This window comes from Pseudomonas sp. SJZ103, assembly GCF_007828335.1.
Lineage (GTDB): Bacteria > Pseudomonadota > Gammaproteobacteria > Pseudomonadales > Pseudomonadaceae > Aquipseudomonas.
In genome coordinates this window covers 89,911-109,747 of the sequence record NZ_VIUN01000002.1, presented here as the reverse complement: position 1 = coordinate 109,747, position 19,837 = coordinate 89,911, and the positions used below count along the sequence as shown (strand labels likewise).

Sequence of the window (19,837 nt, the reverse complement as noted above, 5' to 3'; positions counted from 1 at the left end):
CGAGGTGAAAGCATGTCTGGTAATCGTGGTGTCGTGTATCTCGGCAACGGCAAGGTCGAAGTACAGAAAATCGACTATCCCAAAATGCAGGACCCCCGTGGCAGGAAGATTGAGCACGGCGTCATCCTGCGCGTGGTCTCCACCAACATCTGCGGCTCCGACCAACACATGGTGCGCGGCCGTACTACTGCCCAGACCGGCCTGGTGCTCGGTCACGAGATCACCGGTGAAGTGATCGAGAAGGGCAGCGACGTCGAAAACCTGAAGATCGGCGACCTGGTTTCCGTCCCCTTCAACGTCGCCTGCGGGCGCTGCCGCTCTTGCAAAGAGCAACATACCGGCGTGTGCCTCACCGTCAACCCGGCCCGTGCCGGTGGTGCCTACGGCTATGTCGACATGGGCGACTGGACCGGCGGCCAGGCCGAGTACGTGCTGGTGCCGTACGCCGACTTCAACCTGCTGAAACTGCCGGACCGTGACAAGGCCATGGAGAAAATCCGTGACCTGACCTGCCTCTCCGACATTCTCCCGACCGGCTACCACGGTGCCGTTACCGCTGGTGTAGGCCCTGGCAGCACCGTCTACATCGCCGGTGCCGGCCCGGTCGGCCTGGCGGCTGCTGCGTCTGCACGTCTGCTGGGTGCGGCGGTGGTGATCATCGGCGACGTCAACCCGATCCGCCTGGCCCACGCCAAGGCCCAGGGTTTCGAGATTGCCGACCTGTCCACCGACACCCCCCTGCACGAACAAATCGCCGCGCTGCTCGGCGAGCCGGAAGTGGACTGTGCCGTCGACTGCGTAGGCTTTGAAGCCCGCGGCCACGGGCACGACGGCGTCAAGGCCGAAGCCCCGGCCACGGTGCTCAACTCACTGATGGGCGTGGTGCGCGTGGCGGGCAAGATCGGTATCCCCGGCCTGTACGTCACCGAAGATCCAGGTGCTGTGGATGCCGCCGCGAAAATGGGCAGCCTGAGCATTCGTTTCGGCCTGGGCTGGGCCAAATCCCACAGCTTCCACACCGGGCAAACGCCAGTGATGAAGTACAACCGCCAACTGATGCAGGCGATCATGTGGGACCGCATCAACATCGCCGAGATCGTCGGCGTGCAGGTGATCAGCCTGGATGACGCGCCACGTGGGTACGGCGAGTTCGATGCGGGCGTGCCGAAGAAGTTTGTGATTGATCCGCATAAGTTGTTCAGTGCGGCGTAAATCCCAGGCATACGAAAACCCAAATGTGGGAGGGGGCTTGCTCCCGATAGCGTTCAGTCAGTTACCTATTTACTGGCTGACTCAACGCCATCGGGAGCAAGCCCCCTCCCACAGTGGGTTGTGGTGTTTGGAACATCAGCGGTTGGCCAAAGCCCCCTGATAGACGGTCGGGCCCGTCGGTTGCTTGCTCACCGAGCCGCCTTTGCTCTCCGCACTCACCATCAATTCCACCGGCTTGCTGATCGAGGCCTGCTGCCTCGGGTTCAAGCCGATGATGCCCTCGCCATCCTCTGGTATCAGTCCAAGTGACACGGGCTTGCCGTCGTCGGGAATCGCCCACAGTTCCAGGCTCTGATCCGACGCGGGTGCGGTGATGGCGATGGGTTGCACTTTCAGGTAATCCTTGTGCGCCATGATTTGCGCGGCCGGCTGTTGGGTGGTGGTCACCAGCGTGGCGGCGGACTTGACGTTGTCCTGGGTGTAGAACGCGCCGCCGAGACCGGCGACTATGGCAATGCACACCCCGATAAACATCCGGGGGCGGCTCCAAAAAGGGGGCTTGGATTCAATCACTTGGGGGCGGGTCGCGCTCATAGGGCTGTTTCCTGGAAAGTTTTGACGTTGTTTCATGGACTCTGATCTGGCCATTGGGTTCCTGGGCCGCTCGGAACAATGTGCCGGATGCCCAGTCAAACGCCTGCGTTTACCCCTACATCCAGAGGTTGTTTCAATGAAGATTTCACGCGGTTTCGCCCTTTCCTGCCTGATGAGCCTGGCCGCCACCCCGGTGTTTGCCGCGGGATTCAGCCTTGGCGACGCGGCCAATGCCATCTCCGGCATGCAAGGGGGCAATAACAAGGCCGCAGCTGCAGCACCGTCGTCCGAGACGGCCGGCCTGCTCAGCGCCCTGACCTCGCAACTGAACATCACCCCCGAACAAGCCGTAGGCGGTACTGGCGCGATGCTGGGCCTGGCCAAGAACAAATTGAGCGGCAACGACTATTCGCAACTGGGTAACAGCGTGCCGGGCCTCGACCAACTGTCGGGCAACAATGCATTGGGCAGCCTCGGGGCCTTGAGCGGGATGCTCGGCCAGACCGGCGGTAGCAAGACCAGCGGCCTGGACGGCTTGCTGGGTAACGTGAAGAACACCAACGACCTGAACACCGCGTTCAGCGCCTTGGGTATGGACAGTGGCATGGTCGGCCAGTTTGCCCCGGTGATCCTGCAATACCTGGGCGGGCAGGGCGCCAATAGCTCGCTGCTGGGTAAACTGGCCCAGGCCTGGGGCACCGGGAGCTAAATACGCTCCGCGCGCAGTTGTTCGATGCGTGCGTCTTTCTGCGTCCAGAGCTGGTTGACCCAGCTCTGAACGGTCTGGCGAAACGCCGGATCGTTTTCGTAATCACCTTGCCACAACGCCGGGTCCAGCTCACGGGTCTGGATGTCGATGATCACCTTGGGCACTGCGCCGCTGATCAAATCCCAGAATCCCGGAATCTTTTGCTGCGGATAGACCACGGTCACGTCGAGCACGGCGTCCAGCTGTTCCCCCAGCGCCGCCAGCACAAACGCCACGCCGCCCGCCTTGGGCTTGAGCAGGTGAGTGAATGGCGAAGCCTGCTGCTTGCGCTTGGCCTCGCCGAACCGCGTGCCTTCGAGGTAATTGACCACGGTCACCGGCTGGCGCTTGAACAGCTCGCAGGCCTCCTTGGTGATCTTCAAATCCTGCCCCGCCAGCTCCGGGTGCTTGGCCAGGAACGCCTTGGTGTAGCGCTTCATGAACGGGTAATCCAACGCCCACCAGGCCAGGCCCAGGAAGGGTACCCAGATCAGCTCTTTTTTCAGGAAGAATTTGAAGAACGGTGTGCGGCGGTTGAGGGCCTGGATCAGCGCCGGGATATCCACCCAGGATTGGTGGTTGCTGATCACCAGGTAGCTGGTATCGCCGCGCAGCTCATCACCGCCGCGAATGTCCCATTGGGTGGGGATGCACAAGGAAAAAATCAGCTTGTCGATCTCGGCCCAGGTCTCGGCGATCCACATCACCGCCCATGAGGCGTAGTCCCGATAGCGCCCGGGCGCCACCAGTTTGAGCAGGGCAAATACCATCAGCGGTCCGATCAGGACCAGGGTGTTGAGCAACAGCAGCAGTGAGACAAAACAGCCGGTGAGCAGGCGGCGCATAAGTAACTCTTGGAATCTTGTGGGCGGGCCATCATAAGCAAGCTGAGTCTAGAGGCCAAATCGCAAATGGCCGTACGAATGTTTCACAATGTGCCGGTTATGGTGGGCGTGACTAACTAAGTGCTGTCTTTGCGGTCTAGAATCCGCCTACTTCTTTCCGAGGAAATCACTTCGTGAAACTGCTTCTTGCCTCCCTCGCCCTGGCTGCCCTGCCTGTCATGGCTGCCGAGCCGACCCTTTACGGTCGCTATGAATACATCCAGTTGCCGGAGATCGGCGAAACCTTCAAGGCCAAGATGGACACCGGCGCGCTGACTGCTTCGCTGTCGGCCCGTGACATCGAAACCTTCACCCGTGACGGTGACGACTGGGTGCGCTTCCGCCTCGGCGGCAAGGACGCCACCAACAAGGTCTACGAGCACAAGGTGTCGCGCATCAGCAAGATCAAGAGCCGCGCCGATGAAGACGATGACAAGGACGAAGCCACTGTGGCCAAGCGCCCGGTGATCGACCTGGAAATGTGCCTGGGCAACGTCAAGCGTACCGTCGAGGTCAACCTGACCGACCGCAGCAGCTTCAATTACCCGTTGCTGATCGGCGCCAAGGCCTTGCGTGAATTTGGCGCAGCAGTAAACCCGGCCCGTCGCTACACTGCCGACAAACCGGACTGCTGATTTGAACCCATGCCCCACATCCTGATTGTCGAAGACGAAGCGGCAATAGCCGACACGCTGATATTCGCCCTGCAGGGCGAGGGCTTTACCACCACCTGGCTGAGCCTCGGCCAGGAGGCGTTGGCCCATCAGCGCCAGACCCCCGCCGACCTGATCATCCTCGACATCGGCCTGCCGGACATCAGCGGTTTTGAAACCTGCAAGCAATTGCGCCGTTTCAGTGAAGTGCCGGTGATGTTCCTCAGCGCGCGGGATGGCGAGATCGACCGCGTGGTGGGGCTGGAGATCGGCGCCGACGATTACGTGGTCAAGCCGTTCAGCCCGCGGGAAGTGGCGGCGCGGGTGCGGGCGATCCTCAAGCGCGTTGGCCCCGGTGTGGCGCCGGCGCTGTTCCAGGTTGACCTGGAGCGCATGCAAATCAGCTATCGCAGCCAACCCCTGAGCCTGACCCGGCATGAATTTCGCCTGCTGCAAAGCCTGCTGGAGCAACCCGAGCGGGTGTTCAGCCGCGAGCAGTTGCTGGACGCGGTGGGCGTGGCGGCCGACGCCGGTTACGAGCGCAATATCGACAGCCACATCAAGAGCCTGCGCAGCAAGTTACGCAGCGTGGCCGCCGATGCTGAGCCGATCCAGACCCATCGCGGCCTCGGCTACAGCTACAGCCCGAGCAACGGCTGATGCGCCTGGGGCTGCGGATTTTCCTGGTGTATGCGCTGTTTATCGGCCTCACCGGTTATTTCGTGCTCAGCACGGTGATGAAGGAAATCCGCCCCGGCGTGCGCCAATCCACCGAAGAAACCCTGGTGGATACCGCCAACCTGCTGGCCGAGATCCTGCGCGAAGACGTGAAGCACGGCACCCTCGGGCAGAGTCACTGGCCGGAGCTGCTCAAGGCCTACGGCAATCGCCAGCCGGGCGCGACCATCTGGGGCCTGCCGAAAAACCAGGTCAACCACCGTATCTACGTCACCGACGCCAACGGCACCGTGTTGCTCGACTCCATGGGCGAAGCGGTGGGCCAGGACTATTCGAAGTGGAACGACGTGTACCTGACCCTGCGCGGCGAGTACGGCGCGCGTTCCACTCGCAGTGCAGCGGATGATCCCACCTCATCGGTGATGCACGTGGGCGCGCCGATCCGCGATAACGGGCAGATCATCGGCGTGGTCACCGTGGCTAAACCGAACAGCTCGCTGCAGCCGTATGTCGACCGCACTGAACGCCGCCTGCTGTGGTACGGCGCGGGCCTGGTCATCCTCGGCCTGTTGCTCGGCGCGCTGTTGTCGTGGTGGCTGAGCGTTGCACTGCGTCGCCTGACCGCTTACGCCGAAGCCGTCAGTGAAGGCCGAAGGGCCGAGCTACCGCATTATCGCGGCGGCGAGCTGAAGCAGCTGTCCACCGCTGTCGAGCACATGCGTACGCAACTGGAGGGCAAGGCCTACGTCGAACATTACGTCCACACCCTGACCCATGAATTGAAAAGCCCGCTGGCAGCGATTCGCGGCGCGGCCGAGCTGTTGCAGGGCGAGATGAGCCGCGAACAGCAGCAGCGCTTCGTCGGCAATATCGACAGCGAAAGCGCGCGCCTGCAACAGTTGATCGAGCGCCTGCTGAACCTGGCGCAGGTGGAACAACGCCAGGGTTTGGAAGAGCAGACGAGTATCCCGCTGGCGGCCTTGGTCGACGATGTACTCAACGCCCAATGTGCGCGAATCGAAGGCGCCGGGCTGCACGTCGAACAGACAATTGCCGCTGAAGTGAAGGTAGTCGGCGAACCCTTCCTGTTGCGCCAGGCCCTGGGCAACTTGCTGGACAACGCGCTGGACTTCACACCGCCCGGTGGCGTGTTGAGATTCAGCGCACAGACGCTGCACAACGACGTGCAGGTGAGCCTGTTCAATCAGGCTGCCCCGATCCCCGACTACGCCCTGCCGCGCCTCAGCGAGCGCTTCTACTCCTTGCCGCGCCCCGGCAGCGGGCGCAAAAGTACCGGCCTGGGCCTCAATTTTGTCGAGGAAGTCATGAAGCTGCACGGCGGCACCCTGCAGATCGGTAATGTGCCTGGCGGCGTGCACGTGGTGCTGCATCTCCACACAGTCTCCACATTGCCCACATAAATCCCCCACACAGGCTGCCCAGACTCTCCCCATCAAAACAGGGAGAGACCCATGAACCGCAGCCTGCTTTTCAAACTTGGCGCGATTGCGCTGCTGATCCTGCTGTTGCTGATACCGTTGCTGATGATCAACGGCATCATCAGTGACCGCCAGCAACTGCGCGACGGCGTCCTGATGGACATCGCGCGCAGTTCCAGCTACGCCCAGCGCCTCACCGGCCCGGTGATGGTGGTGCCGTATCGCAAGACCGTGCGCGAGTGGAAGCTCAATGAAAAGCTCAACAAGCGCTACGAGGTCACCCGTGAAGAGCGGGGTCGTCTGTATTTCCTGCCGGACCGTTTTGAGCTCGACGGCAAGGTGCAGACCGAACTGCGCGCACGGGGTATTTACCAGGCGCGGCTGTTCCATGCCGACAACCGTATCAGTGGGCGTTTCGAGCTGCCGGCGCAGTTGGGCATCACCGAAGACTTTGCCGATTACCGCTTTGAACCGGCGTTTCTGGCGGTGGGGATCAGCGATATTCGCGGCATCGAAAATGCGCTGAAGCTGGAGCTGGGCAGCCAGCGCCTGGAGTTCGAACCAGGCTCCCAGGTGGACTGGCTGGGGGAGGGCGTGCATGTGGCATTGCCAGAGCAGGACAGCAGAAAACCGGCCGTAGTGGACTTCGCCTTTGATCTGCGCCTGCAAGGCACCGAGCAACTGCAAGTGGTGCCAGTGGGCAAGACCAGTCAGGTGTCCCTGGCCTCCAACTGGCCGCACCCCAGCTTTATCGGCAACTTCCTGCCGGCCCGGCGCGAAGTGACTGACAGCGGCTTCACGGCCAACTGGCAGACCTCGTTCTTTTCCACCAACCTCGAGCAGGCGCTGCAATCCTGTTTGGACCAGCAAGGCTGTGACGACTTCAACAACCGCAGCTTCGGTGTGAACTTCATCGACCCGGTGGACCAGTACCTCAAGAGCGACCGCGCGATCAAATACGCGCTGCTGTTTATCGCCCTGACCTTTGCCGGTTTCTTCCTCTTCGAAGTGCTCAAGAGTCTGGCGGTGCACCCGATTCAATACGCGTTGGTGGGCGTTGCCTTGGCGTTCTTCTACCTGCTGTTGTTGTCGTTGTCCGAGCACCTGGGCTTTGCCTTGGCCTACCTGATTTCGGCGAGTGCCTGTGTGCTGTTGATCGGGTTCTACGTATGCCACGTGCTGCGCAGCGTTGCCCATGGCCTGGGGTTTTCGGCTGGGTTGGCGGCGTTGTATGGCTTGCTGTACGGGCTGTTGAGTGCCGAGGACTACGCGCTGCTGATGGGCTCGCTGCTGCTGTTCGGGCTGCTGGGTACGGTGATGGTGCTGACACGTAAGCTGGATTGGTATGGCGTGGGCAAGCGCAAGGTGGCCGAGCCGCTGCAGTTCGATCTGGAGGCGGTGCAATGATCGGGTTGCGGGAGGATCAGCAAGTGGGGGCGCATTTAGCCGCAAGGATCGTTACATTCCTCAATACCACCACCGTCCAATGTGGGAGTGGGCTTGCCCGCGATAGCGGTGGTTCAGAAACAGATGTGCTGAATGACATACCGCGATCGCGGGCAAGCCCGCTCTCACATTGGGTCGGTGTGAACGTCACACGGGCGGCTGGGTCTCCAGCATCGAAGGTCGCTGGCTGACCTCGGCATACCAGGCGGCCAGCTTGGGGTTATCCGAGCGCCATTGCATATCCGGATGGCGGAAGTCGAGGTAGCCCAGGGCGCAGGCCACGCTGATCGAAGCGATGTCGAAGTGGCTGGTCAGCTCGGCGATGGCGTCCTGTTCCAGCTCGGCGAGGGCGCGACGGATCTTGTTGCGCTGTTCGTCGAGCCACGGCGCCCAGTGTTTTTCCGCCGGGCGCAGGGCGGTCTCGTAACGCACCAGCACGGCGGCATCCATGATGCCGTCGGCCATCGAGGCCAGGGTCAGGCGCCGCCAGCGGGCCGAGCCATCGCGGGGGATCAGCGGGTTGCCGACGTGCTGGTGGTCGAAGTAATCGAGAATCACCCGGCTGTCGTGCAGCACGGTGCCGTCGGCCAGGCGCAGGGCCGGGATCTTGCCCACGGGGTTGTCTTGCACCAACTGCGCATCGGGGTTGACCGGTGTCGGCATGCAGCCATGCAGGGCGACGCGGTCCTGCTGGCCGGTTTCGGCCAGCAACACGCGGACTTTACGCACGAACGGTGACGCGGGGTTGTGGAACAAGGTCATGCTGGGAGTGGACATGGGCAAACCTCAAAATTGACTGTGGCTAGCCTAGAGGGTTGCGCTGTGGCTGGCGAGGGGGAATGCGGGTGTTCTTGAGGGCCTCATCGGGAGCAAGCCCCCTCCCACAGTTGACCGAGTTGTCATGACGACCGCGTAACACATGTGGGAGGGGCGGTGCGACGATTCGACTTGCCCCCGATAGCACCCTCAGCCACGCCGCTTGAACAACGCCCAAATACCAATGGCAGCCGGCAGGCCCAACCCCAACCAACTCAACGAATCCCACAGCCCATCCCCCAGCAACGCCGCAAACAACCCGGTGGCGCTGAGCAGGCCAATCCCCAGCGGAATACCAAATACCTTCCAGAAACTCGACTGCCTTGGCTTCATGCCTTGCCCGCCTTGCGCCGCACGATCCACAGGTAAATCCCACTCACCAGCACGATGATGGTCAGCACATCCAGCGCCGCCCAGAGGATCTTCATCGGCATGCCGCCGTAGTCACCAAAGTGCAGAGGCTGCGACATGCCCATGGCGTCCATGTACCACGGTCGTTCGGCGATGGCGGTGACGGCCAGGGTGCTGGCGTCGATCAGGACCGGCGTGAGCAGGTGCGAGGTCAGGTGTGTACTGCCCTTCATGAACACCGCGTAATGGTGCTCGCTGGAAAAGCGTGTGCCGGGGAAGGCGATAAAGTCCGGCTGCATGCCGGGCGCGGCCTTGGCGGCGATGCTCAGCAGCTCGCTCGCGGGTGCGCGTTGGGTCAGGGGCGGGGCGTTTTTATAGGGTTCGATCATCGCGCTGAGGCTGTCGGTGCGCCAGGCGGCGATGATCAAGTCGGCACAGGCGCTGATCACGCCGGTCACGCCCACCACCAGTGCCCACGTCAGGGTGACCACGCCGATCAGGTTGTGCAGGTCGAGCCAGCGCAGGCGCGTGGACTTGTCCTGGCGCACGGTGGCGAACTTCAAGCGGCGCATGAACGGCAGGTACAGCACCGTGCCCGAGACAATCGCCAGCACAAACAGAATACCCATGAACGCCAGCAGCAACTTGCCCGGCAGGCCGGCGAACATATCCACATGCAGGCGCAGCAGGAACAGGGTGAGTCCGCCATTGGCCGACGGCATCTCGACCGCATCACCGGTGCGCGCGTCGAGCATGAAGGTGTGGGATGAGTTGGGTTCGGTGCCGGCCGTGGCGGCCATGATCGCGATCACGCCGTTCTTGTCGTCTTCGTCCCACGCCAGGTATTGCATGGCCTCGCCCGGGCGATGGGCCTGGGCTTTGGTCACCAGTTGCTCGAGGTCGAGCTGTGGCGTATCGGCGGGCATCTGCGCCAGTTCGGGCTCGTTGCCCAGCAGGTGATCGATCTCGTGGTGAAACACCAGCGGCAGGCCGGTGAGGGCGAGCAGCAGCAGGAACACCGTGCAGATCAGGCTGGTCCAGGTGTGGATGAAGGACCAGCGGCGGATGGTTTTGCTTTTCATCACGGCTCCAAAGGCAAAAGGGCCGCGGTTCAGGCGGCCCTTCATCAGCGGTTTATCACCGTTTTAGAATTTGTAGTTCACGCTGGCGACCACGTTACGCTGGTCGCCGTAGTAGCAGTAGAAACCATCGCAGGTGGACAGGTAGTCCTTGTTGAAGATGTTCTTGGCGTCGACGGCCACGGTGACACCCTTCATGGTGCTGTTCAAACGGCCAAGGTCGTAGTGCACCGAGGCGTCGTAAACGGTGTAGGAACCTACATGGCCCAGTTCGGTGTTGGCAGCGTTGCCGTAGGTGTCGCCGACGTAACGCACGCCCGCACCCACCCCAAAACCGTCCAGCAGCCCGCTGCGCCATGTGTAGTCAGCCCAGCCAGTGGCCTGGTTGCGAGGCAACTGGTTCAGACGGTTGCCTTTTTCAGCGGCAGCGCCTTGAGTGATTTCGCTGTCGTTATAGGTATAGGAACCCACCAGTTTCAGGCTTTCGGTGACGTCGGCACTGGCTTCCAGTTCCAGGCCGCGTACCTGCACTTCACCCACTTGGCGAGTGATACTGCCCTCGGTGACTGACGTGTTTTGCTGGGTCAGGTCGAACACGGCAGCGGTGAACAACGCCTTGGTGCCAGGAGGCTGGTACTTGATACCGGCTTCGTACTGTTTGCCTTCGGTGGGCTTGAATGCCCCGGTACTGGCCACTTGGGTGCCTGAGCCTGCCTGGAATGATTCGGCGTAGGACAGATACGGGGTGATGCCGTTGTCGAAGACATAGCTCAGCGCTGCGTTGCCACTGAAGTGCTTGTCACGCTGGGTGTTGGTCGCATCGTTCAGGTTATGGAAGGTGGTACCGGTATGTACCCAGTCTTCACGACCGCCGAGGGTCAGGCGCCAGTTGTCGAGGGCCATCTGGTCCTGGACGTACAGGCCGGTCTGCTGGGTCTTTTGGGTGTAGTCGTACATGGTGAAGTACTGGACCTTGGAGAAGTCCTGCCCGTACACCGGACGGTTGAAGTTGATGGTCGGCACACCCGTCGAACCCCAGTCCCAGCGCGCGTCGCTGGTGGAGCGCTGGTGGTCCAGCCCCAGCAACAGTGTGTGGCTTACCGCGCCCGTCTGGAAGTCGGCCTGGAAGTTGTTGTCGACGGCGAACTGACCGATGTTTTCATCAACCTTTCCGGCGGAGCGCCTCACGTTGCCGTCGGCGTCAACTGCGACTTCAGGGCCATTCGGAAAGAATGCGCCACCGGCAGTGATGCCCTGGAACGACAGATCGTTCTTGGTGTAGCGCAGGTTCTGATGGAACTGCCACGTGTCGTTCAGGCGTGTTTCGAAGGCATAGCCCAGCGCATAGTAGGTGCGATCGTAGAATTCCCAGTCCGGATCGCCCAGGTTCTTATGATGGGAAATCTTGCCGGCCGGCGAACTCAGCTTGGTGCCTTGCAATGGCAGGAACTGCCCGGTGATCCCGGTATCGTCGCGGGTGAACTGGGTGAGCAACGTCAGCTTGCTGTCGTCGTTGATGTTCCAGGTCAGGCTGGGCGCGATGTTGTAGCGCTTGTCCGGGATGTGATCCACGGCGGTGTTGCTGTCGCGCACCACGCCGCTGACGCGGTAGAGGAACTGGCCCTCGTCGTCGATCTTGCCGGTGCTGTCGAAGTTGATCTGTTTGTGGTTGTTGCTGCCGGCCTGTACTTCGATTTCATTCGAGCTTTCGGCCTGGGGGCGACGGCTGACCATGTCCAGCAAACCGCCAGGTGGGGTTTGCCCGTAAACCGAGGAAGCCGGGCCGCGCAGGACGGCAATGCGTTCCAGGTTCCACGTGTCTATTTTCGGTGTGGCGTAGTTGCCTTTGGGTAATGGCAGTCCGTCGAGGAATTGAGTTGGAACAAAACCGCGGACCAGCAGCCAGTCGCTGCGGGAATCGGAGCCGTAGCCGGAGCTCTGCACGCCTGCGGTATAGCGCAAAGCGTCATTGAGGTTGAGTACGGATCGGTCTTCCATTTGCTTGCGAGTGATTACGCTCACCGAGCGAGGCAGCTCGGCAATCGGTGTATCGGTCTTGGTACCAGCGGCGGTGCGTGTTGCAACATAACCATCCACCGGGCCCCAGGCGCTTTCATAGCTGCCTTGCCCCGTAATGTTGGTCACCGGCAGCGCCATCACACCCTCCGGAACCGCCACCAGCGTGTACGTCCCTGCGCTGCTTTGCTCCAGTTGCAACCCGGTGCCACGCAAGGCTTCACGCAGTGCACCTGGTGCATCGAACTGGCCCTGGACCGGGGCCGAGGTCTTGCCCGAGGCCAACGCTGGGTTGAGGGTCAGTGCGAGGCCGGCCTGGCTGGCGATCTGGTTCAGGGTGCTCGCCAGCGGGGCGGCCGGCAGGTTGTAGGCGTGCACGCTGGAGGCTTGTTCGGCGGCAATCAGCGCAGTGCTGGCCAGGGGGGCGCTGAGGGCAATGGCCACGGCTAACAGGCTGGGGCGCAACAAGGTGTCTAGCGTGCGGGACATGGGCGGCTCCTGAATGGAAGTAATTCGCAATTGCCTATGTGCCGAACGAGAATTGAAAAGTGATAGGGCAGGATCAAAATATTTTTTGTGGTGGGTTTGAGGGCCTCATCGGGGGCAAGCCCCCTCCCACAGGTTGATTTGCGAATACCTTCAAATGTGGGAGGGGGCTTGCTCCCGATAGCGATAGCTCAGCTCCCACAGAACCTAAGGCTTACCCGTGACCGTCACCCACCACGGTGTGTGCTGTTCGATCTGCACCGGCAGGGTCGGCAGCAGCGCGTTGAGCGCCAGGGTGGTGTCGTGCAGCGGGAAGCTACCGGTGATGCGCAGGTCGGCCACGTCTTTATCCACCCCGAGATGGCCGGTGCGGTAGCGGCTGAGTTCCTGCACCACATCGCCCAGGCGGGCGTTGTCGACCACCAGCATGCCGCGCGTCCAGGCATCGGTGGCGGGGGTGACGGCCAGCGCAGGGCCGAGGCCGTCGCTGCGCATCAGCACTTGCTGGCCTTCCTTGAACACCTGTTCCTGCTGCAGCGCTTCGGGCTGGGCGCCCACCGCCGATTGCAGCACGCTCAGGCGCGTGGCGTCGTCTTCGCGCTTGACGATAAACCGCGTGCCCAGCGCGCGCAGGCTGCCGTCGCGGGTTTGCACATAAAACGGGCGCGCATCGTTGTGGCCGGTCTCGACGAGGATTTCGCCTTCCTGCAACACGATCAGCCGGCGCTTCTCATCGAAGCGCACGTCGATAGCACTGTGGGTGTTGAGGTTGATCAACGTGCCGTCCGCCAGTTTCAGCGTGCGCTGCTCGCCGGTGGCGGTGCGTTGGTCGGCCAGCCAATAGTGGATCGGCACGTAGCGTTCGCCGGCAAACAATGCCAGGCCGCACACCAGCGCAATACTCGCCAGGCCGCTGCCCAGCTTGCGCACGCGCTGGCGAATGCCCTCGCGCGACTGCAACAACGCCGCACGCGCCGGGCCCGAGGCCACGCTGAAACGCTGGTCGAGCATGCCCAGTTGGCGCCAGGCACGGGCGTGTTCTTCATCACTGGCCAGCCATTTGCTGAACTCTTCTCGCTCCACCGCGCTGCCATCACCCGAATCGAGGGACAACTGCCAGGCAATCGCCGCATCCAGCACGCGGGCCGACACCGGCTTGGCGCTGACAAAGGTCACAGCGGCTCGCCATACAGGGCGATGTAGCACTGGCGAATGCCCTGGGCCAGGTACTGGCGCACACGCGGCACCGACACGCCCAGGCGCTGGGCGATTTCGGCGTGGCCCAGCCCGTCGATGCGGTTATATAGGAACGCGGCACGGGCCTTGCTCGACAGTTTGCCAAGCAGGCGGTCGATGGCCTTGAGGTCTTCGAGGATCAGTTGCTGCTCTTCGGGCGAAGGGTGTTCGCTTTCCGGGATCAGCATCAATTCGGTGAGGTAGGCCTGTTCGAGGGCGGCGCGACGAAAGTAGTCGAACAGCAAGCCCTTGGCGATGGCCACCAGAAACGCCCGTGGCTCGCGGGGCTCGCGCAACTCGTCACGGCCGAGCAGGCGCATGAAGGTGTCCTGGCTCAGGTCTTCGGCACGGCTCGGGCAGGCCACATTGCGCCGCAGCCAGGCCAGCAGCCAGCCACGATGGTCGCGATACAACGCGCCAACAAGCTCACTGTGTGGGTTCTGGGCCGACGACAAGGCATCACCGAATAAACAAAAGGTTTAAACTAACGAGAATTATTCGCGATTGTGTCAGAGGCGTGGGGCGGGCGCAATTAGCGTCTGTCGGGAGATGACATTAAAACGATGGCGCGTGTTTACGCCGTTTCCATTGGCTCAAGCGCTCTTGCAGCGCCTGAGGCGTGTCGATCTGCTGCTGACGCGCGCGGCTGAACAGGATCAGCATCAGCTCCGCCGTGGCCAGGGCATCGGCGCTGGCATGATGGCGTTCGCCTACCTGCAGGTCGAAGTGGTTGATCCAGTCGTCCAGCCCGGCCTCGCGTATATGCGCCTCGGGGCACAGCAGCGGGGCGATGTCGGCCACATCCAGGAACGTATGGGCCAAGCGATACCCGAGGCTGTCCTTGAGGGCGCGGCCGAGCATGTGTTGATCGAATGGCGCGTGGAAGGCGAGTAGCGGGCTGTCGCCGACAAACTCCATGAAGTCCAGCAGTGCATCGACCGGGTCACTGCCCGCCGCGATGGCGCTGGGGCCGAGGCCGTGGATCAGCACGCTGGGGCTGAGTTTGGCTTCGGCGCGGTGCAAGGTGCGCTCGAACAGTTGGGAAAAATCCACCGCGCCGTCCTCGATCACCACCGCGCCGATGGACAGCACCTGATCGCGGTTGAGATTCAGGCCGCTGGTCTCCAGATCCACCACCACCCAGCGCTGGCTGCGCAACGCGTTGTCGCCCAATACAAGAGGCGTGGGGAGTTGCTCCAGGCGCCGTTGTTGCGCGGCATCCAGTCTGGGCTTGGCCGCGCGCAGCCAACCAAACAAGCTCACAACTGATACCGCAAGGTCAGGCTGCTTTGCAGGCGCTGGGCCTGGCGCAGGGATTCGCGCAGGATACGGCGGTCCAGGTGGTTGAGGCTGTCGGGGTCGACGCGGTTGGAATACGGCTGGTTCTCGCGGGTCTGCAACTGATGCTGCTGCATGCGGGTTTGCTGGATAAAGTGATACGCCTCTTCATAGGCGGCGCCGTCCAGGGGCTCGATCACTTCCTTGACCACCAACTGGCGCAGGCGCTCCAGGGTGTTATTGGCGTGGATGCCATTGGCCAGGGCCAGCAGGCGTGCGCCGTCGACAAAGGGGGTGAGCCCCTGCACCTTGAGGTCGAGGGTGGCTTTTTCCCCGCCTTTGCGCGTCAGCACAAAATCGCGGAAACGCCCTACGGGCGGGCGCTGGCGCAAGGCATTCTCGGCCAGCATGCGTTGGAACAGCCGGTTATCCCCGACCTGGTCGAGAATGCCCTGGCGCAGTTGCTCGCAGCCGCGTTCATCGCCCCACACCACGCGCAGGTCAAAATAGATACTCGACCCCAGCAGGTTCTCCGGCGTCGCCTCGCGAATGAACGCCGCAAACCGCCGCGCCCATTCCGCCCGCGACAGGCACAGCTCCGGGTTGCCGGCCATGATATTGCCCGTGCACAGGCTGAACCCGCACAGCGCCAGGCTTTGGTTGATCTGTTGTGCCAGGGGCAGCAGCCGCCCGCGAATCTCGGCGGCTTCCACCGCGTCCTTGGCCTCGAACAGGATGCCGTTGTCCTGGTCGGTGTACAGCGTCTGCTCGCGCCGGCCTTCGCTGCCGAAACACAGCCAACTGAAGGGCACGCCGGGGTCGCCTTTTTCGGCCAGGGTCAACTCGATCACCCGGCACACGGTGTGATCGTTGAGCAGGGTAATGATGTGGGTGATCTGGGTAGACGACGCGCCATGGGCGAGCATGCGCTCCACCAGTTGGCCGATCTCGCCGCGCAGCGCCACCAGGTTCTCCACCCGTGGTGCGTTGCGGATGGTGCGGGCCAGGTGCACCAGGTCGACCCGTTGCAGGGAAAACAGATCGCGCTCGGACACCACGCCGCACAGGCGCTGGTCCTTGACCAGGCAGACGTGGGCGATATGCCGCTCGGTCATGGCGATGGCCGCGTCGAAGGCGCTGTGGTCCGGGGTCAAAAAGAACGGCGCCTGGGTCATATGGCCTTCAATGCCCTGGCTGAAGTCACCGGTGCCGTCGGCCACCACCTGGCGCAGGTCGCGCAGGGTGAAAATACCCAGGGGCGCCTTGTGTTCGTCGACGATCACAATGCTGCCCACCTGCTGCTCATGCATCAGCGTTACCGCTTCGCGCAGCGGCGTCTGCGGGCTGCAGGTGACCGGATGGCGCATGGCCAATTCGCCCAGGCGGGTGTTCAGGGAATATTGGGTGCCGAGGGTTTCCACGGCTTTTTGCTGCACTTGCTGGTTGACCTGGTCGAGCAGGCTGCTGACGCCACGCAAAGCGAAGTCGCGGAACGGGCTGGACAGCGCGAACAGCTTGATAAAGGCCGGTTTGTTCAGTTGCAGGCAGAAGGTGTCTTCAGCGGCCTTGTGTTCGGTGCGGGTGGCGCGTTCACCTAACAGCGCCGCGAGGGGAAAACACTCGCCAGTGGTGATTTCGAAGGTGGCTTGGGTGGAGTCCGGCCGTTCACCCACGACGCGGCCCTGCTTGACGATGTAGAAGTGTTCCACCGGTCCGCCCGACGGCTTGAGAATGCTCTCGCCGGGGCCGAAGAAGCGCAGTTGACACTGTTCCACCAGGAACGCCAGGTGCGCGTTTTCCATCTGGTTGAACGGCGGGAAGCGTTGCAGGAACTGCAGGGTGCCGTGGATGTTCTGCAATACAGCAGTTTTCCCCGCCTGGGCGAAAGCATCAGCTTTACTCATAACCATGACCGCAATTTTTTTGTCGTTATCGTCCTGCATGGTCGACTCCTGAGCGGCGGGTGCCCATTGGACGTAAGTCTAGGTCGATGAAAACGCCGCATAACTAAGGAAAAACCTTACACGACTATCGTCCAAACCCCGTAGAACACCCACTAGGCAAACTTTCCGACGAAGTGCACATTGATCGCCCTTCCGCAGATGTCTGACGAGTGTGCAGGGAGATTGATGAGAATTGCTGAGAACCGTATGTCCGACCACGATATTTTGAGTGATGCCGAGCGCGAGGCGCTGAGCGCCGTGATGCTGGAGCCTGATTTACCGCCACAACGCGTGTTGATTGTTGACGACGACAAGGATGCGCGTGAACTGCTGGCGGAGATCCTGGGCTTGGATGGTATTCGCTGCATGACTGCCGACAGTGGCGAGGCGGCGTGGAACTTGTTGAAGTCCAGCAGCTCCATCGGTTTGCTGATCACCGATCTGCGCATGAAACCCAGCAACGGTCTGGAGTTGATCAAGCAAGTGCGCGAATCCACTCGCGCTGCGTTGCCCATCATCATCATGTCGGGGGACGCCGAAGCGCCGGATGTGATCGATGCGATGCATTTGAGTGTGGTGGATTTTCTGTTGAAGCCGATCGACAGCGTGAAGTTGGCGAAGCTGGTCAAGCGCGAGTTGGGGTTGGCTTCCTGATTTTTGCGGTGTCTGTACGGGCCTCATCGGGAGCTAGCCCCCTCCCACAGTTGACCGCGTACATCCACACCACAGCCCCAAAGAAAAAGCCCTGATCTCACGATCAGGGCTTTTTCATTTACAGGCCGTTTTTAGCCTTGAACTCCCGACGCCGACGGTGCAACACCGGCTCGGTATAGCCATTCGGCTGTTTGGTCCCTTCAATCACCAACTCCACCGCTGCCTGGAACGCGATGTTGCTGTCGAAATCCGGCGCCAGTGGGCGGTACAACGCATCTCCGGCATTCTGACGGTCCACCACCGGCGCCATGCGCTTGAGGCTTTCCATCACCTGGGCTTCGTTGACGATGCCGTGGCGCAGCCAGTTGGCAATGTGCTGGCTGGAGATGCGCAGGGTGGCGCGGTCTTCCATCAGGCCGACATCGTTGATGTCCGGCACTTTCGAGCAACCCACGCCTTGGTCGATCCAGCGCACGACATAGCCGAGGATGCCCTGGGCGTTGTTGTCCAGCTCGTTGCGGATTTCTTCGTCGGACCAATCGGTGTTGCTGGCCAGGGGAATGGTGAGGATGTCGTCCACCGACGCACGCTCGCGCTTGGCCAGTTCGGCCTGGCGTGCGAACACGTCGACCTTGTGGTAATGCAGCGCGTGCAGTGCGGCTGCCGTCGGCGATGGCACCCAGGCGGTGTTGGCGCCGGCCAGTGGGTGGGCGATCTTCTGTTCGAGCATCGCCGCCATCAGGTCGGGCATCGCCCACATGCCTTTACCTATCTGCGCACGGCCTTGCAGGCCGGTACTCAAGCCGATATCGACGTTCCAGTTCTCGTAGGCACCGATCCATTTTTCCGCCTTCATCGCCGCCTTGCGCACCATCGCGCCGGCTTCCATGGAGGTGTGGATTTCGTCGCCGGTGCGGTCGAGGAAGCCGGTGTTGATAAACACCACGCGCTCGCTGGCCGCCTTGATGCAGGCCTTGAGGTTGACCGTGGTGCGGCGCTCCTCGTCCATGATCCCGACCTTGAGGGTGTTGCGCGGCAGGTTCAGCACGTCTTCGATGCGGCCGAACAGCTCGTTGGTGAACGCGGCTTCTTCCGGGCCGTGCATCTTCGGCTTCACAATGTAGACCGAACCGGTGCGGCTGTTCTTGCGCGTGTTGTTGCCGTTGAGGCTGTGGACCGCTGCCAGGCTGGTGAGCAGGCCGTCGAGGATGCCTTCGGGTACTTCGTTGCCGTCTTTGTCGAGGATCGCGTCGATGGTCATCAAGTGGCCAACGTTGCGCACGAACAGCAGGGAACGGCCGTGCAGCGTCACGTCCTTGCCGTCGACGCCGGTGTAGACGCGGTCGGCATTCATGGTGCGGGTGAAGGTCTTGCCGCCCTTGGCCACTTCTTCGGCCAGGTCGCCCTTCATCAGGCCGAGCCAGTTGCGGTAGATCACCACCTTGTCATCGGCATCGACGGCGGCGACGGAGTCTTCGCAGTCCATGATGGTGGTGAGTGCGGCTTCCATCAGTACGTCTTTGACGCCGGCGGCATCGGTCTGGCCGACCGGGGTGCTGGCGTCGATCTGGATTTCGAAGTGCAGGCCGTTGTGTTTCAGCAGGATCGCGATCGGCTCGGCCGCAGGGCCCTGGAAACCAATCAACTGCGCATCGTCACGCAGGCCGCTGTTGCTGCCACCCTTGAGGCTGACGATCAACATGCCTTCGACGATCTTGTAGCCGGTGGAATCGACGTGGCTGCCGGCGCTCAGTGGCGCGGCTTCGTCGAGGAAGGCACGGGCGAAGGCAATCACCTTGTCGCCACGCACTTTGTTGTAGCCCTTGCCCTTTTCGGCGCCGTCGGCTTCGCTGATGGCATCGGTACCATACAGGGCGTCGTACAGCGAGCCCCAACGCGCATTGGAAGCGTTGAGGGCGAAGCGGGCGTTCATCACCGGCACCACCAGTTGCGGGCCGGCCATGCGGGCGATCTCGTCATCGACGTTTTGGGTCGAGGCCTGGAAGTCTGCGGCTTCTGGCAGCAGGTATCCGATGTCTTGCAGGAAGGCTTTGTAGGCCACCGGGTCGTGGGCCTGGCTGGCGTGAGTCTGGTGCCAGGTATCGATCCGCGCCTGGAAATCGTCGCGTTTGGCGAGTAGGGCTTTGTTCTTCGGAGCCAGGTCGTGGATGACCTTGTCGGCACCGGCCCAGAACTGATCGGCAGTGATGCCGGTACCGGGAATGGCTTCGTTGTTCACGAAGTCGAACAGGACTTTGGCGACCTGCAGGCCACCGACTTGAACGTGTTCAGTCATTGCTTGCCTCACTCTGCGGAGCTTATGC

General features: G+C 62.0%; 18 protein-coding genes. 7 read left to right on the top strand and 11 right to left on the bottom strand.

Annotated elements, in window-relative coordinates; translation table 11 throughout:
- Window positions 1-12 precede the first annotated feature (12 nt).
- Window positions 13-1,212 (top strand): formaldehyde dehydrogenase, glutathione-independent, encoded by a 1,200-nt coding sequence (gene fdhA, locus FBY10_RS05750; protein ID WP_003176541.1) that lies wholly within the window; start codon window positions 13-15, stop codon window positions 1,210-1,212.
- A 135-nt stretch (window positions 1,213-1,347) separates the two neighbouring features.
- On the opposite strand, the gene FBY10_RS05745 is transcribed toward fdhA, so the two are convergent.
- Window positions 1,348-1,806, bottom strand: a complete 459-nt coding sequence (locus tag FBY10_RS05745; RefSeq protein WP_131699080.1) for an anti-sigma factor domain-containing protein — start codon at window positions 1,804-1,806, stop codon at window positions 1,348-1,350.
- 136 nt (window positions 1,807-1,942) lie between these two features.
- On the opposite strand from FBY10_RS05745, the gene FBY10_RS05740 reads away from it, so the two are divergent.
- Complete coding sequence (locus FBY10_RS05740; RefSeq protein ID WP_131699081.1) at window positions 1,943-2,515, top strand: DUF2780 domain-containing protein; 573 nt, start codon at window positions 1,943-1,945, stop codon at window positions 2,513-2,515.
- Here the strand turns inward: FBY10_RS05740 and FBY10_RS05735 are convergent.
- The gene (locus FBY10_RS05735) at window positions 2,512-3,399 is read right to left on the bottom strand and encodes an acyltransferase (protein WP_131699082.1); all 888 of its coding nucleotides are present in this window, start codon (window positions 3,397-3,399) and stop codon (window positions 2,512-2,514) included. The genes FBY10_RS05740 and FBY10_RS05735 overlap by 4 nt on opposite strands.
- Before the next feature lie 173 nt (window positions 3,400-3,572).
- Here FBY10_RS05735 and FBY10_RS05730 point away from each other — a divergent pair, with 173 nt between their 5' ends.
- The 4 genes from FBY10_RS05730 to creD are packed head-to-tail and all read left to right on the top strand — an operon-like array spanning window position 3,573 to window position 7,615.
- A complete protein-coding gene (locus FBY10_RS05730; protein WP_053131000.1) occupies window positions 3,573-4,073 on the top strand; it encodes an ATP-dependent zinc protease in 501 nt (166 codons plus the stop codon).
- Between the two features lie 9 nt (window positions 4,074-4,082).
- On the top strand, window positions 4,083-4,751 hold the full coding sequence (creB, locus tag FBY10_RS05725) for a two-component system response regulator CreB (protein WP_131699083.1): 669 nt from the start codon (window positions 4,083-4,085) through the stop codon (window positions 4,749-4,751).
- The gene (gene creC / locus FBY10_RS05720) at window positions 4,751-6,190 is read left to right on the top strand and encodes a two-component system sensor histidine kinase CreC (protein ID WP_131699084.1); all 1,440 of its coding nucleotides are present in this window, start codon (window positions 4,751-4,753) and stop codon (window positions 6,188-6,190) included. Before creB ends, creC begins: the two co-directional genes overlap by 1 nt.
- Window positions 6,191-6,241: 51 nt before the next feature.
- Entirely contained in the window at window positions 6,242-7,615 is a 1,374-nt protein-coding gene (gene creD / locus FBY10_RS05715) for a cell envelope integrity protein CreD (RefSeq protein ID WP_131699085.1), read from the top strand.
- A gap of 186 nt (window positions 7,616-7,801) precedes the next feature.
- Here creD and FBY10_RS05710 read toward each other — a convergent pair whose 3' ends face one another.
- The 8 genes from FBY10_RS05710 to FBY10_RS05675 form a co-directional block, all read right to left on the bottom strand.
- Complete coding sequence (locus tag FBY10_RS05710; protein WP_131699086.1) at window positions 7,802-8,431, bottom strand: glutathione S-transferase; 630 nt, start codon at window positions 8,429-8,431, stop codon at window positions 7,802-7,804.
- Between the two features lie 189 nt (window positions 8,432-8,620).
- Window positions 8,621-8,803 (bottom strand): hypothetical protein, encoded by a 183-nt coding sequence (locus FBY10_RS05705; protein WP_131699087.1) that lies wholly within the window; start codon window positions 8,801-8,803, stop codon window positions 8,621-8,623.
- Window positions 8,800-9,903: a PepSY domain-containing protein gene (locus FBY10_RS05700; RefSeq protein WP_145336858.1), complete on the bottom strand. Its 1,104-nt coding sequence runs from the start codon at window positions 9,901-9,903 to the stop codon at window positions 8,800-8,802. The genes FBY10_RS05705 and FBY10_RS05700 overlap by 4 nt, the downstream gene beginning before the upstream one ends.
- A 63-nt stretch (window positions 9,904-9,966) precedes the next feature.
- Window positions 9,967-12,405: a TonB-dependent siderophore receptor gene (locus FBY10_RS05695; RefSeq protein ID WP_145336857.1), complete on the bottom strand. Its 2,439-nt coding sequence runs from the start codon at window positions 12,403-12,405 to the stop codon at window positions 9,967-9,969.
- Between the two features lie 204 nt (window positions 12,406-12,609).
- Window positions 12,610-13,578: a FecR domain-containing protein gene (locus FBY10_RS05690; RefSeq protein ID WP_131699090.1), complete on the bottom strand. Its 969-nt coding sequence runs from the start codon at window positions 13,576-13,578 to the stop codon at window positions 12,610-12,612.
- Window positions 13,575-14,093, bottom strand: a complete 519-nt coding sequence (locus FBY10_RS05685; protein WP_145336856.1) for an RNA polymerase sigma factor — start codon at window positions 14,091-14,093, stop codon at window positions 13,575-13,577. Before FBY10_RS05685 ends, FBY10_RS05690 begins: the two co-directional genes overlap by 4 nt.
- Window positions 14,094-14,193: 100 nt before the next feature.
- Complete coding sequence (locus FBY10_RS05680; protein WP_145336855.1) at window positions 14,194-14,901, bottom strand: PolC-type DNA polymerase III; 708 nt, start codon at window positions 14,899-14,901, stop codon at window positions 14,194-14,196.
- Window positions 14,898-16,820: a putative nucleotidyltransferase substrate binding domain-containing protein gene (locus FBY10_RS05675; protein WP_178116728.1), complete on the bottom strand. Its 1,923-nt coding sequence runs from the start codon at window positions 16,818-16,820 to the stop codon at window positions 14,898-14,900. Before FBY10_RS05675 ends, FBY10_RS05680 begins: the two co-directional genes overlap by 4 nt.
- Window positions 16,821-17,066: 246 nt before the next feature.
- Here FBY10_RS05675 and FBY10_RS05670 point away from each other — a divergent pair, with 246 nt between their 5' ends.
- Window positions 17,067-17,513, top strand: a complete 447-nt coding sequence (locus FBY10_RS05670) for a response regulator (protein WP_131699148.1) — start codon at window positions 17,067-17,069, stop codon at window positions 17,511-17,513.
- Window positions 17,514-17,631: 118 nt separating this feature from the next.
- On the opposite strand, the gene FBY10_RS05665 is transcribed toward FBY10_RS05670, so the two are convergent.
- Window positions 17,632-19,809, bottom strand: a complete 2,178-nt coding sequence (locus tag FBY10_RS05665; protein WP_145336853.1) for a malate synthase G — start codon at window positions 19,807-19,809, stop codon at window positions 17,632-17,634.
- Between the last annotated feature and the right edge of the window lie 28 nt (window positions 19,810-19,837).